The organism is Mycolicibacter algericus DSM 45454 (genome assembly GCF_002086455.1).
GTDB lineage: Bacteria > Actinomycetota > Actinomycetes > Mycobacteriales > Mycobacteriaceae > Mycobacterium > Mycobacterium algericum.
Window position 1 is genome coordinate 229,596 of record NZ_MVHC01000002.1, and the last position, 13,702, is coordinate 243,297.

At 67.3% G+C, this 13,702-nt stretch carries 12 protein-coding genes; 5 read left to right on the forward strand and 7 right to left on the reverse strand.

What is annotated here, in order from left to right; genetic code table 11:
- Positions 1-264: 264 nt before the first annotated feature.
- The 4 genes from BST10_RS02910 (at position 265) to BST10_RS02925 (ending at position 4,357) form a co-directional block, all read left to right on the forward strand.
- Positions 265-1,944 (forward strand): nitrite/sulfite reductase, encoded by a 1,680-nt coding sequence (locus BST10_RS02910; protein ID WP_083036312.1) that lies wholly within the window; start codon positions 265-267, stop codon positions 1,942-1,944.
- Positions 1,941-2,672, forward strand: a complete 732-nt coding sequence (locus BST10_RS02915) for a phosphoadenylyl-sulfate reductase (protein ID WP_083036313.1) — start codon at positions 1,941-1,943, stop codon at positions 2,670-2,672. Before BST10_RS02910 ends, BST10_RS02915 begins: the two co-directional genes overlap by 4 nt.
- On the forward strand, positions 2,662-3,384 hold the full coding sequence (locus BST10_RS02920) for a sirohydrochlorin chelatase (RefSeq protein WP_083036314.1): 723 nt from the start codon (positions 2,662-2,664) through the stop codon (positions 3,382-3,384). Before BST10_RS02915 ends, BST10_RS02920 begins: the two co-directional genes overlap by 11 nt.
- A 136-nt stretch (positions 3,385-3,520) precedes the next feature.
- Positions 3,521-4,357, forward strand: a complete 837-nt coding sequence (locus tag BST10_RS02925) for an iron reductase (protein WP_083036315.1) — start codon at positions 3,521-3,523, stop codon at positions 4,355-4,357.
- 7 nt (positions 4,358-4,364) lie between these two features.
- Here BST10_RS02925 and BST10_RS02930 read toward each other — a convergent pair whose 3' ends face one another.
- The 5 genes from BST10_RS02930 to BST10_RS02950 all read right to left on the reverse strand — a co-directional run bounded on the left by BST10_RS02930 (position 4,365) and on the right by BST10_RS02950 (position 8,721).
- Entirely contained in the window at positions 4,365-5,396 is a 1,032-nt protein-coding gene (locus BST10_RS02930; protein ID WP_083036316.1) for a sulfate/molybdate ABC transporter ATP-binding protein, read from the reverse strand.
- Positions 5,393-6,208 (reverse strand): sulfate ABC transporter permease subunit CysW, encoded by an 816-nt coding sequence (gene cysW / locus BST10_RS02935; RefSeq protein ID WP_013828450.1) that lies wholly within the window; start codon positions 6,206-6,208, stop codon positions 5,393-5,395. Before cysW ends, BST10_RS02930 begins: the two co-directional genes overlap by 4 nt.
- Positions 6,208-7,065 (reverse strand): sulfate ABC transporter permease subunit CysT, encoded by an 858-nt coding sequence (gene cysT, locus BST10_RS02940; RefSeq protein ID WP_109559372.1) that lies wholly within the window; start codon positions 7,063-7,065, stop codon positions 6,208-6,210. Before cysT ends, cysW begins: the two co-directional genes overlap by 1 nt.
- On the reverse strand, positions 7,062-8,081 hold the full coding sequence (locus BST10_RS02945) for an extracellular solute-binding protein (RefSeq protein ID WP_083036317.1): 1,020 nt from the start codon (positions 8,079-8,081) through the stop codon (positions 7,062-7,064). The genes cysT and BST10_RS02945 overlap by 4 nt, the downstream gene beginning before the upstream one ends.
- A 436-nt stretch (positions 8,082-8,517) precedes the next feature.
- Positions 8,518-8,721, reverse strand: coding sequence for a hypothetical protein (locus BST10_RS02950; RefSeq protein WP_443093857.1), 204 nt, complete (start codon positions 8,719-8,721; stop codon positions 8,518-8,520).
- A 158-nt stretch (positions 8,722-8,879) separates the two neighbouring features.
- Between BST10_RS02950 and BST10_RS02955 the strand changes: the two genes are divergently transcribed.
- A complete protein-coding gene (locus BST10_RS02955) occupies positions 8,880-10,931 on the forward strand; it encodes a glycoside hydrolase family 15 protein (protein ID WP_013828446.1) in 2,052 nt (683 codons plus the stop codon).
- 122 nt (positions 10,932-11,053) lie between these two features.
- Here the strand turns inward: BST10_RS02955 and BST10_RS02960 are convergent, their stop codons facing one another.
- Both BST10_RS02960 and lepA read right to left on the reverse strand, forming a co-directional pair.
- Positions 11,054-11,821 (reverse strand): sensor domain-containing protein, encoded by a 768-nt coding sequence (locus BST10_RS02960; protein WP_083036318.1) that lies wholly within the window; start codon positions 11,819-11,821, stop codon positions 11,054-11,056.
- A complete protein-coding gene (gene lepA, locus BST10_RS02965; protein ID WP_083036319.1) occupies positions 11,821-13,677 on the reverse strand; it encodes a translation elongation factor 4 in 1,857 nt (618 codons plus the stop codon). Before lepA ends, BST10_RS02960 begins: the two co-directional genes overlap by 1 nt.
- Between the last annotated feature and the right edge of the window lie 25 nt (positions 13,678-13,702).

Here is a 13,702-nt window from a genome sequence, read left to right on the forward strand (position 1 = left end):
CAACTTTGCGCCGGTAAGGAAGATTTTCGGCATCCATGGCATAATCGCCCGTGTGACTGCCGCCTACTGCACCGCATCCGGGGTTGCCCTGGTGGCTCGGCGGCACATCGATTTCAAGCGAGTTTGCACCTGTCGCTGTCTGCCTTGATGTCGTAGAACCGCCCACCTGTACTTTCCCAGCTGGCCGCCGGATCTGCGCCGCCGGACTCAGCCACCGGTGACCTGCGCTCAATCCCTGCCGGCTCCTTTTCCGAAGGAGAATCGATGACCGCCACCCCGTCCGCGCCGAGCAAGGGCCGGCAGCGCAGCGAGGCCCAGTGGGCGCTCGGTGAGACCGAACCGGTCAACAGCAACGAGCAATTCAAGAAGGACGACCCGGCGCTCAACGTGCAGGCGCGCATCATCGACGTCTACTCCAAGCAGGGCTTCGACAGCATCCCCAAGGACGACCTGCGTGGCCGGTTCCGCTGGATGGGTCTCTACACCCAGCGTGAGCAGGGTTACGACGGCACCTTCACCGGCGATGAGAACGCCGACCTGCTGGAGGCCAAATACTTCATGATGCGGGTGCGCTGCGACGGCAAGGCGCTGTCGGCCACCGCGATGCGCACCCTCGGTCAGATCTCGGTCGATTACGCCCGCGGCACCGCCGACATCACTGACCGGCAGAACCTGCAATACCACTGGATCGAGATCGAGAAGGTTCCCGAGATCTGGGATCAACTGGCCGCCGTCGGTCTGCAGACCCTGGAGGCCTGCGGCGACTGCCCGCGCGGCATGCTGGGCTCGCCGCTGGCCGGGGAGTCCCTCGATGAGGTGCTCGACGCCTCCCCCGCGCTCGACGAGATCGTCCGGCGCTACATCGGCAAGGCCGAGTACGCCAACCTGCCGCGCAAGTACAAGACCGCGGTGTCGGGCCTGCAGGACGTCGCCCACGAGATCAACGACATCTCCTTCATCGGCGTCAACCATCCCGAGCACGGCCCCGGCCTGGACCTGTGGGTCGGTGGCGGCCTGTCGACCAACCCGATGCTGGCCAAGCGGCTCGGCGCGTGGGTGCCGCTGGATGAGGTCCCGGACGTCTGGGAAGCCGTCACCCGGGTCTTCCGCGACTACGGCTACCGCCGGCTGCGGTCCAAGGCCCGGCTGAAGTTCCTGGTCAAGGACTGGGGTGTGGAAAAATTCCGGGAAGTTCTCGAAACCGAGTACCTGGGCCGCAAGCTGATCGACGGCCCGGCGCCCACGCAGCCCACCGCGACCATCGACCACGTCGGGGTGCAGAAGCTCCGCAACGGCCACAACGCGGTCGGGGTGGCCCCGATCTCCGGCCGGGTCAACGGCGCCACGCTGCTCAAGATCGCCGAACTGATGGAGCAGGTCGGTACCGACCGCGCCCGGTTCACCCCGTATCAGAAGCTGATCATCCTCGACGTGCCCGACGAGAAGCTCGACGGCCTGCTGGCCGAACTCGATGCGCTGGGCCTGCCAGCCGACCCGTCGCCGTGGCGGCGCAACCTGATGGCCTGCACCGGCCTGGAGTTCTGCAAGCTGTCGTTCGTCGAGACCCGGGTGCGCGCGCAGAGTCTGGTGCCCGAACTCGAGCAGCGGCTGGATGACCTCAATGCGCAGTTGGACGTCCCGGTCACCGTCAACATCAACGGTTGCCCCAACTCGTGCGCCCGCATTCAGGTGGCCGACATCGGGTTCAAGGGCCAGATGATCGACGATGGTAACGGCAACTCGGTCCCGGGTTTCCAGGTGCACCTCGGCGGCAGCCTGGGCGCCGACAGCGGTTTCGGCCGAAAACTGCGTCAGCACAAGGTGTTCAACGACGACCTCGGTGACTACATCGACCGGGTGGTGCGCAACTTCATCAAGCAGCGCAACGCCGGCGAGCGATTCGCGCAGTGGGCGGTGCGGGCCGAGGAGGACGACCTGCGATGAGGCCCCACAGCGAAGACGAGCTGCGCGAACTGGCCGCCAAGGGTGCCGCCGAACTCGACGGCGCCACCGCCACCGAGCTGCTGGAGTGGACCGAGGCGAACTTCGGCGGGGTGAACGGCCCGCGCGGCGGCGCGACGTGCAACTACGTGGTGGCCTCCAATATGGCCGACGCGGTGCTGGTGGATCTGGCGGCCAAGGTCCGCGCCGGGGTTCCGGTGCTGTTCCTCGACACCGGGTACCACTTCGCCGAGACCATCGGCACCCGCGATGCCGTCGAGGCGATGTACGACATCCAGTTGGTCAACGTGACCCCGGAGCAGACCGTCGCCGAGCAGGACGCCGGCCACGGCAAGGATCTGTTCGCGTCGAATCCGGCGCTGTGCTGCCGGCTGCGCAAGGTCGAACCGCTGGCCCGCACGCTCGGCGGCTATTCGGCGTGGGTGACCGGGCTGCGCCGGGTGGAGGCGCCGACCCGGGCCAACGCCCCGCTGGTCAGCTTCGATGAGCAGTTCGGTCTGGTGAAGATCAACCCCATCGCCGCCTGGAGCGACGCGGAGATGGACGCCTACATCGCCGAGCACAACGTGCTGGTCAACCCCCTGGTGGACGAGGGCTACCCGTCGATCGGCTGCGCGCCGTGCACCGTCAAACCGGCGGCCGGCGCCGATCCGCGCAGCGGCCGCTGGGCCGGTAGTGCCAAGACCGAATGCGGGCTCCATGCTTCGTGACGCATTCAGGACCACGCTGGTCTTGACGGCTCACGGCAGCCGGGATCCGCGCTCGGCTGCCAACACCCGGGCGATCGCCGGGCACCTGCGCCGGGTGGCGCCCGAACATGATGTGCGGGTGGCGTTCTGCGAACACAACACCCCGAATCTGCGCGACGTGCTCGCCGACGTCGGCGACGACGCCATCGTGGTGCCGTTCCTGTTGGCCAGCGCGTACCACGCCCGCATCGACATCCCGGGGATGATCGAAGAATCCGGGGCGGCCGTCCGGGTGGCTCCCACGCTGGGCGAAGACCGTCGACTGGTGCAGGTGCTCGGTGAGCGGCTGACGTCGGCCGGGGCGTCGCGGTTCGACCCGCAGCTGGGTGTGGTGGCGGTCGCGGTCGGATCATCGGATGCTGCCGCCAACGCGGGCACCGCACGCGTCGCCGACCGGTTGTCTCGCGGAACCCGTTGGGCGGGTGTAGAAATGGCTTTCGCCACCATGGCGGCCTCGGTGCCGCAGGCAGTTGAGCGGCTCCAGGCGCGCGGCGCCGAGCGGCTGATGATCGCGCCGTGGTTCCTGGCGCACGGCAAGATCACCGACGGCATCGCCGAATACGCGCGCCGCGAGGGCATTCCGATGGCCGAGCCGCTCGGCGCGCACCGCCTGGTGGCCGCGACCGTGCTGGACCGGGTGGAGACGGCGCTGGCCGATCGCCTCGCAGCCTGACCGGCCCTCGAACCACGCGCGCAACAGTGAAAACGGTCACAGCTGCTCCGCCCATGGGCGGCCTTGAGTATGGTTAGCCTAACCTACTTACGGAGGTCCGGTGGCGCCGAGGGGCGAGAACCCACTCACCGCGGGAATGGACGATCAACGGCCACTGGCACTGCATGAATCCTGCCAGCGCCTTCGTGAACTACATCCGCTGTACCCACGAACCTACGGTGTCACGGTGCTGGCCGAGGTCAACAAGCGTCGCTGGTGCCCGATGGACTCCGTCCTGACCATCGACCGGCTGGGGAGCGTCTTCGACGAGACTGCCACGGTCGCGGGCCGGCGCATGGCGGGAAATCTGCTGGCCGGCCGGCTGACCCACGAAGTGCTCGGGCGGGTGCTACCGCTGGTGCTGCTGGAGGGCAGAGCATGGGACACCGGCCTGGAGAACCTGTGGGTGCACTTCGACAGCGACAACGACATCGACTGGGCGGCCGTGGTGGATCCCACGATGCGTGTACTTCCCGACGATCCGGCCATCGGGCATGACGGCCGCCCCCTGCACCGGGACGCGGTGGTGGTGTTGCCCGACGAGTCGGCCCTGATCACCTGGGTGGCACACCGGTGCCACCGCGCCCTGGCGCCACTGTTCGTCTGGCTACACGGGGTGAGCGAACGAGCGGTTCCCGTCGCCTCGATGTGGCAGGCCGTGGGCTCGGCGGTGGTAATGGCCGCCTCCCAGCTCCGGCGCCTCCCGGGCAACAACGAGGCTGTCAGCTTCCGGCGCAGCCAGGCCATGCTCGACGTGATGGCCGGATTCGGTCTGCCGGTACGCGGGACGACCGCGCCGTCCCGACGGGTGGAATCGCTGGCATGCACGGTGGCAGCACATGAGCGCCCGCAACCGGCGGGACGGCACCTGCGGGCGCTGAGCCATGTCCCCGCGCCGGCCGCCGCGGGCCGCGGCGACCGAACCCCACGATGACGGCCGGCTACGCCGTCACCGACGCGTCAGTGATCGGCGTCTCCGCCAGCGGCGGCACCCGGGTGGCCCGCACATAGACGGTGTCCCCTTCGACCAAGGCCAGCGCCTCGGCGTCGCCGCGGGTGATCTGGGCGATGAAGGGCGCATGGGTGGCGGCGTTGATCAGCTCGACACGGACCTCGAAGCCCAGCGCCACCACCCGGTGCACTACCGCGCGCAGCACCGCGGACGCCTCGTCGGTATCGCCGACGGCGGCCACCGCCATCTCCGGGGTGCGACCGACCCGGATGTCGTGCGGGCGCACCAGGGCGCCGTTGAGCGAGGACACCGCCCCGAGGAACGACATCACGAACGCGTTCGCCGGAGCGTCATAGACCTCGGTCGGGGAGCCGAGCTGTTCAATACGGCCCTGATTGAGTACCGCGATACGGTCCGCGACATCCAGCGCCTCGGCTTGGTCGTGGGTGACGAGCACCGTGGTGACGTGGACCTCCTCGTGCAGCCGGCGCAGCCACGCCCGCAGATCCTCCCGGACCTTGGCGTCCAATGCCCCGAACGGCTCGTCGAGCAGCAACACCTGGGGGTCCACCGCCAATGCCCGCGCCAACGCCATCCGCTGCCGCTGCCCACCGGAGAGCTGGTTGGGATAGCGGGCCTGAAACCCGCTGAGCCCGACCACTTCCAGCAGGTTGTCCACCTTCTCCTTGACCTCGGACTTGGGCCGTTTGCGGATCTTGAGCCCGAACGCCACGTTGTCGCGCACCGTCATGTGCTTGAACGCCGCATAGTGCTGGAACACGAATCCGATGCCGCGCCGCTGCGGCGGGACACCGGTGACGTCGACGCCGTTGATCGTCACCGTTCCACTGTCCGGGTGGTCCAGGCCGGCGATCGCCCGCAACAATGTGGACTTGCCCGAACCGCTGGGGCCCAGCAGTGCGGTGAGGGACCCGGACGGCACCGCGAAGTCGACGTTGTCAAGTGCAACGAAGTCGCCGTAGCGTTTGTTGGCTCCGCGCACGGTGATCGCGTCGGTCATCTGCTCCCCTTCCCGGCCCGCCGCATGTCAAGCGCCACAGAGACGATCAACACCAGCGCCGAAACCGTCATCAGCAGCGTCGATAAGGCGTAGGCACCGTATTCGGCGCCGCGGTTGTAGCGGTCGGACACCAGCAGTGTCAGCGTCTGGGATGTGCCGGGCAGATTGGATGACACGATCAACACCGCGCCGTACTCGCCCAGGGTGCGCGCCACGGTCAGCACGATTCCGTAGGTCAGTCCCCACCGGATGGACGGCAGTGTGATCCGCCAGAACGTCTGCCACGAGCTCGAACCCAGCGTCGCGGCCGCTTCCTCCATGTCGGTGCCCAGTTCGTGCAGCACCGGTTCGACTTCCCGAATCACGAACGGCAGGGTGACGAAAATGCTGGCCAGCACGATGCCGGGCAGGCCGAAGATGATCTTGAGACCCCAGTTGTTCTCCACGAAACCCAGCAACCCGGCCGATCCCCACAGCACGATCAGCGCGACACCGACGATGACCGGCGACACCGCGAAAGGCAGGTCGATGATCGCCTGGAGCGCTCCCTTGCCGCGGAACCTGTTGCGGGCCAGCACCAGTGCCGTCGGGATACCGAAAGCGACGTTCAGCGGCACCACGATCGCCACCACGAGCAGCGACAGCTGCAACGCCGAAATCGCGGCCGGAGTGGAGATGTAGGCGAAGAACTGTCCGAATCCGGGCGCGAAGCTGCGCCACAGGATCAAAGACACCGGAACGATCAGCAACAGGCCGATGTAGGTCAGAGCCAGAAAGCGGATGAGGTAACGGACTTTCGGTGACGGTGTCATCAGGACCGCTCCTGTCGCTTGGCCACCCGCGCACCCAGCACCCGCAGTGCCAGCAACACCAAGAACGAAACCGTGAGCAGTACAAGGGAGATCGCCGCGGCTCCGGTGCGGTCGTCGTTCTCGATCAGGGTCCGGATCCACTGCGAGGACACCTCGGTCTTGCCAGGCACCGCCCCACCGATCAACACCACCGAGCCGAATTCGCCGATGGCCCGAGAGAACGCCAGGCCCGCTCCGGTCAGCAGCGCCGGAGTCAACGACGGCAACACCACCGAACGAAAGATCGTCGCACCGGAGGCGCCCAGCGACGCGGCGGCCTCCTCGACCTCCCGATCGATCTCCAACAGCACCGGTTGCACCGCGCGCACCACGAACGGCAGCGTGACGAAGGCCAGCGCCAAACCGACGCCCCAGGCGGTGTGCTGCAGGTGCACGTTGACCGGGCTGGCCGGGCCGTACAACGCCAGCATCACCAGGCTGGCGACGATGGTGGGCAACGCGAACGGCAGGTCGATGATGACGTCGATGAAACGCTTGCCGACGAAGTCGTCACGCACCAGCACCCAGGCGATCAGCAGCCCGAACGCGAGGTTGACAACGGTGACCCCGGTCGCGATCGTCAGCGTCACCCGGAAGGACTCCAGCGCGGCGTGCGAGGTGACCGCCAGCCGGAACGCCTGCCAGCCACCACCGGCGGCCTGCCAGCTCACCGCGGCCAGCGGCGCCAGCACGATCAGCGACAGCCACACCACCGCAGCACCCACCCGCAGCGAGACGCCTTCGCGATGCAACCCGGTGTGCACCGGCGGCTCGTCTCCGCCGGTGCGGGTCGCCTCGGTGACCACGATCTCGGTCATCCGGTGGCCCGGGTGTAGATCTTGGTGATGGCGCCGCTGTCCTTGTCGAACAGGCCGCCGTCGACGACCTCCCAGCCGCCCAGATCGGCGACCGTCCACAGCTTGTCCGGCGCCGGGAACTCCTCGCGGAACTCCGCCGCCACGCCCGGGTCGACCGGACGGAAGCCCGCCTGCGCCCACAGCCGTTGCGCGGCGGGCGTGTACTGGAAGTTCTTGAACGCGGTGACAGTGTCGAGGTGTCGGCTGGAGGTCACCACCGCCAGCGGATTCTCGATCTTGAACGTCTGCGACGGATTCACGTGCTCCACCGGTTTGCCCTTGCGCTCGACGGCGATCGCCTCATTCTCGTAGCTGATCAACACGTCGCCGCTGCCCTGCAGGAACACATCGGTGGCCTCCCGTCCCGAGCCCGGGCGCAGCTTGACATGGTCGGTGACGAGTCTGTGGACGAAGTCCAGGCCCGCCTGCGCATTCTTGCCGCCCTCACTCTTGACGGCGTACGGGGCCAGCAGATTCCACTTCGCCGATCCGGAGCTCAGCGGGCTGGGAGTGATGACCTCGATGCCGGGCGCCAGGAGGTCGTCCCAGCCCTTGATGTGCTTGGGATTGCCCTGCCGCACCATCAGGGTCACCACCGAGCCGAACGGGATGCCCTTGGTGACGTCGGCGTTCCAGTCCTCGCCGATCTTGCCGGCGTTGACCAGCCTGGTGATGTCGGGTTCCACGGAGAAGTTCACGATGTCGGCGGGCTTGCCGTTGGCAACGCCACGGGACTGGTCACCCGAGGCTCCGTAGGAGGTGACGACCTGCACGTCGGCGCCCGCCTCGGTGTCGTAGAAGGCCGGGATCACCTTGCTCCAGCCGGGTTCGGGCACCGCGTATGCCACCAGGGTCAACGTGGTGTGAGCGTCGGACCGTTCGCCGCCGCCCACGACGTCGCTGGGGCCGCCGCCGCACCCGGCGATCAGAATGGCGGCCAGACCGAGGGCAGCGCGGCGGGTGGCGGTGTGAGGCATTGGTGACCTTTCCGTGCAGACTGAGGAAATCGGTTCCCGTCGCGTGGCAAAGGTGGTGGCCCGATGAATGAGAAGCCGGGCATTGCGACCCCAGAGCGCCGACGGGCGGGAGTCAGCGACAACAGTGCACGTCGGCCACAGCGCAAGTACCCACGGCGACATACACCCGGAGGGCCGGGCCGCGGCACACTCCATCACCGGACGCTGCGAACATGCGGGGAAGCCTAACAGAACCCCGCGGTTCAGTGAGGCTCGACGGAGGAGCGCCGAAGCTGGAACCGCGGCAGGAACCCCGCGGTTCAGCGAGGCTCGACGGAGGAGCGCCGAAGCTGGAACCGCGGTATGAACCCCCGGCAGTTCAGCGGGTCAGCAGCCAGCTGACGATCACCAGCGCGATCAATCCGACCAGAATCAACGTCACCTGCGAGCGCGGCATCTACCGGGCCTCGCCGTCGTCGGGGCGGACCCGTTCCAGTACCCGAATCCCCTGCCCCAGCATCGCGTCCAGGACCACCGCCAGGATGTAGGCCAACGCCAGTACCACCGGCATCACCACTGCGGTCTGGATCACGAAGCCGAGTCCGGACAGCCACAGCTCAACGCCGTCCCACCAGCTCAGGAAGCCAACCACCCCGCCCACCTTAGCGGCGATCGCGAGCGCGGCGAAGCCGGGCGAAGCGGATCACCGCCATCAGCACCGCGGCGATCGAAGCGGATCACCGCCATCAGCACCGCGGCGATCGCCGACAAGGGGCGGGTCAGGTGGACTCGCGGCAGGGCGCCAGAGATGATGTCGGAATGGTCCTGCACACCCCGCCGGGCGATGCACCCGACAAGACCGCTCCCGAAGTCACCGGAAAAGCCTCCGATGCCCGTGTCGCGACCAAAATGACCCCGCCATTGTCGGCCACTGCGCCGGTGCCTTATACGGCGGCGCCGGGGCAGGTCCGCAACTCGTTCCCACCGATCGCCGACTATGCGTTTCTGTCGGACTGCGAAACGAACTGCCTGATCTCGGCGGCCGGCTCGGTGGAGTGGATGTGCGTGCCACGGCCCGACTCCCCCAGCGTCTTCGGGTCGATCCTGGACCGCAGCGCCGGGCACTTTCGGCTCGGACCGTACGGGGTTTCGGTGCCTGCGGCGCGGCGTTACCTTCCCGGCAGTCCCATCATGGAGACCACCTGGCAGACCCACACCGGCTGGCTGATCGTGCGCGACGCGCTGGTGATGGGCAAGTGGCACGACATCGAGGCGCGGTCGCAGACCCACCGGCGAACCCCTACCGACTGGGACGCCGAGCACATCCTGTTGCGCACGGTGCGCTGCGTCAGCGGCACCGTCGAATTGACCATGAGCTGCGAACCGGCGTTCGACTACCACCGCACCAGCGCCACCTGGGAGTACTCGTCCAACGCCTACGGCGAGGCGATCGCGCGGGCCCGGCAGAACCCGGACGCCCACCCGACACTGCGGTTGACGACGAATCTGCGGCTGGGTCTGGAAGGCCGCGAGGCGCGGGCCCGCACCCGGCTGACCGAGGGCGACGACGTGTTCGTGGCGTTGAGCTGGTCCCGACACCCGGCACCGCAGACTTACGCCGAGGCCGCCGACAAGATGTGGAACACCACCGAGTGCTGGCGGCAGTGGATCAACATCGGCAACTTCCCCGATCATCCGTGGCGGTCCTACCTGCAGCGCAGTGCGCTGACGCTGAAGGGACTGACCTATTCGCCGACCGGCGCCCTGCTGGCAGCAGCCACCACGTCGCTACCGGAAACCCCACAGGGCGAACGCAATTGGGATTACCGCTACGCCTGGGTGCGCGATTCGACTTTCGCATTGTGGGGTCTCTACACACTGGGGCTGGACCGCGAGGCCGACGATTTCTTCTCGTTCATCGCCGATGTGTCCGGCGCCAATAACGGCCAGCAGCGCCCGCTGCAAGTGATGTATGGCGTCGGCGGCGAACACGAACTCGCCGAAGAGGAACTGGAGCATCTGTCGGGCTACGACAACGCTCGCCCGGTGCGAATCGGCAACGGCGCCTACAACCAGCGGCAGCACGACATCTGGGGCACCATGCTCGACTCGGTGTATTTGCACGCCAAGTCCCGCGAACAGATCCCCGAAACGCTGTGGCCGGTGCTCAAACGTCAGGTGGAGGAAGCCATCGACCACTGGCGCGAACCGGATCGCGGAATCTGGGAGGTCCGCGGCGAACCGCAGCACTTCACCTCGTCGAAGGTGATGTGCTGGGTGGCGCTGGATCGCGGCTCGAAGCTGGCCGAGTTGCAGGGCGAGGTCTCCTACGCCCGGCAGTGGCGGGTGATCGCCGAGGAGATCAAGGCCGACGTGCTGGCCAACGGGGTGGATTCGCGCGGTGTGCTGACGCAGAGTTACGGCAGCGATGCGCTGGACGCCTCACTGCTGCTCGTGGTGCTCACCCGGTTCTTGCCGGCCGACGATCCGCGGGTGCGTGCCACCGTGATGGCGATCGCCGAGGAACTCACCGAGGACGGCCTGGTGCTGCGCTACCGGACCGAGGAGACCGACGATGGCCTGTCCGGCACCGAGGGCACCTTCACGATCTGCTCGTTCTGGCTGGTTTCGGCGCTGGTGGAGATCGGTGAGGTCAGCCAGGCCAAGCATCTGTGCGAGCGACTGCTGTCGTTCGCCAGCCCGCTGCACCTGTATGCCGAGGAGATCGAGCCGCGCACCGGTCGGCACCTGGGCAACTTCCCCCAGGCGTTCACTCACCTGGCGCTGATCAACGCCGTGGTGCACGTAATCCGCGCCGAAGAAGAGGCCGACTCCACCGGGGGCTTCCAACCCGCGAACGCACCCAACTAGGGGCGGCCCATTTGGCGCGAGCAGTCGCGAAAGCCACCAAATCGGACCGTTTGAGGGCGCTTTCGCTGGGGGCACCTCCCGCTTGCGGGGGACTGCTCGGCGTGGAGACCGCCCGGTCTGGGTCAGCCGCTCAGGTTGCGGACCTTGTCCAGCATCGCTCTGGCCAGGTCGGCCGCGGTGGTGTCCCCGGCCGGTGGGGCGTCGGCATGGTCCTCCTCGCCGACGAACCAGAACACGTCGACGTCGACGATGCAGTTCACCAGAACCGCCACGGCGCGTGACACCCGCAGGCCCACCTCGCCGTCCACGGTGGTCCGTACGGTGGCGGTCAGTACCGTGTCGCTGGTGGAGACGTCGATGATCTCACCGCTGGCCTCGCCGTCGGCCTCGTCGCCGCGGGTCACCGTGACCCCGTCGCAGCGGCCCCATTGCTGGGTGAACTTCTCGAAGAGCGCGTCGGCGTCGGCGGGGGTGGCCAAGGCGATCACGGCCTCACCGACCCCGGTCAATGCCGAGTCACCGGTGGTAGAGGTGGAGTCCCAGAACTCGTGGGCGACATCCTGCACGCCGGCAGATTTGTAGACCGCCTGCTGTCCGCCCACCGCAGCGCCGACGCAGTCTTCCGGCCCCGCGGTGTCCCAGGCATCGGGCAGACTGTCGACGCCGCCGAACCGTGGCGGCAACGAGGGGTCGCTGCGGAAGGGCTGACCGATCAGCTTCGACAACTCCGCGTCGTCGAGCAACACCTGCCGGACCGCGATTCCGGTCACCGGGGTGGGCGCCAATCCCGGTGCCGGCCTGACTGTTCCGCTGACCACCGTGGTGCACCCGCTCGCCAGCAGCGCCAGCGCCGCCGCACTGGCAGCGGTTCTGCCCGCCCGGTTGGCCACTATTTCTTGGCTCTTTCCGCGGCGGTCCCACCGCCGTCGGTGGACAGTGCCGCGACGAACGCCTCCTGCGGTACGTCGACCCGACCGATGGTCTTCATCCGCTTCTTGCCTTCCTTCTGCTTTTCCAGCAGCTTGCGCTTACGGCTGATGTCACCGCCGTAGCACTTGGACAGCACGTCCTTCCGGATGGCCCGAATATTCTCGCGGGCAATGATTTTCGAGCCGATTGCAGCCTGTACCGGCACCTCGAACTGCTGGCGCGGAATCAACTCCTTGAGCTTGGTGGTCATTTTGTTGCCATAGGCCGACGCCGAGTCCTTGTGCACGATCGCGCTGAATGCGTCCACCGCCTCGCCCTGCAGCAGGATGTCGACCTTGACCAGATCGGCCTCCTGTTCGCCGGCCTCCTCGTAGTCCAGGCTGGCGTAGCCGCGGGTGCGCGACTTCAGCGAGTCGAAGAAGTCGAAGATGATCTCGCCCAACGGCATCGTGTAACGCAGCTCGACGCGTTCCGGCGACAGATAGTCCATGCCGCCCAGTTCACCGCGCCGGGACTGGCACAGTTCCATGATGGTGCCGACGAATTCGCTCGGCGCGATGATCGTGGTCTTGACGACGGGCTCGAAAACGGTGCGGACCTTCCCTTCCGGCCAGTCCGACGGATTGGTGACGATCACCTCGGTGTTGTCTTCGCGAATCACCCGGTAGACAACGTTGGGTGAGGTGGAAATCAGATCGAGGTCGAATTCGCGCTCGAGGCGTTCCCGGGTGATCTCCATGTGCAGCAACCCCAGGAAGCCGCAGCGGAAGCCGAAACCCAGCGCCACCGAGGTCTCCGGCTCATAGGTCAGGGCGGCGTCGTTGAGCTGCAGCTTGTCCAGCGCGTCACGCAGGTTCGGGTAGTCCGAGCCGTCCACCGGGTACAACCCGGAGTAGACCATCGGCTTGGGTTCGCGGTAGCCGGTGAGCGCCTCGGCGGCGCCGCCCCGCGCGGTGGTGACGGTGTCGCCGACCTTGGATTGGCGCACGTCCTTCACGCCGGTGATCAGGTAGCCGACCTCTCCGACGCCGAGCCCCTTGGTGGCCTTGGGTTCCGGGGAGACGATGCCGACTTCCAGCAACTCGTGGGTGGCGCCGGTGGACATCATCGCGATCTTCTCGCGCGGCGTGATCTTGCCGTCGACGACGCGGACATAGGTGACCACGCCGCGGTAGATGTCGTAGACGGAGTCGAAGATCATTGCCCGGGCGGGCGCATCGGCGTCGCCGGTGGGCGGGGGCAGCTGTTTGACGACCTCGTCGAGCAGGTCGGCCACCCCTTCGCCGGTCTTGCCGGACACCTTGAGGACATCGCCCGGTTCGCAACCGATGATGTGAGCCAGTTCGGCGGCGTAGCGCTCCGGGTCGGCGGCGGGCAGGTCGATCTTGTTGAGCACCGGGATGATGGTCAGGTCACGGTCCAGCGCCAGGTACAGATTCGCCAGGGTCTGGGCCTCGATCCCCTGGGCTGCGTCGACCAACAGGATGGCGCCCTCGCAGGCCTCCAGCGCCCGGGACACCTCGTAGGTGAAGTCGACGTGGCCGGGGGTGTCGATCAGGTGCAGGACGAACTGTTCACCGTCGACCTCCCAGGGCAGCCGCACATTCTGTGCCTTGATGGTGATGCCACGTTCCCGCTCGATGTCCATCCGGTCCAGATACTGGGCGCGCATCGACCGGTCGTCGACGACGCCGGTCAGCTGCAGCATCCGATCGGCCAGCGTGGACTTGCCGTGGTCGATGTGGGCGATGATGCAGAAGTTCCGTATCTGCGCCGGCGCGGTGAAGGTCTGGTCGGCGAAGCTGCTGATGGGAATCTCCTGGTGAAGCGGGTGGTGTGGC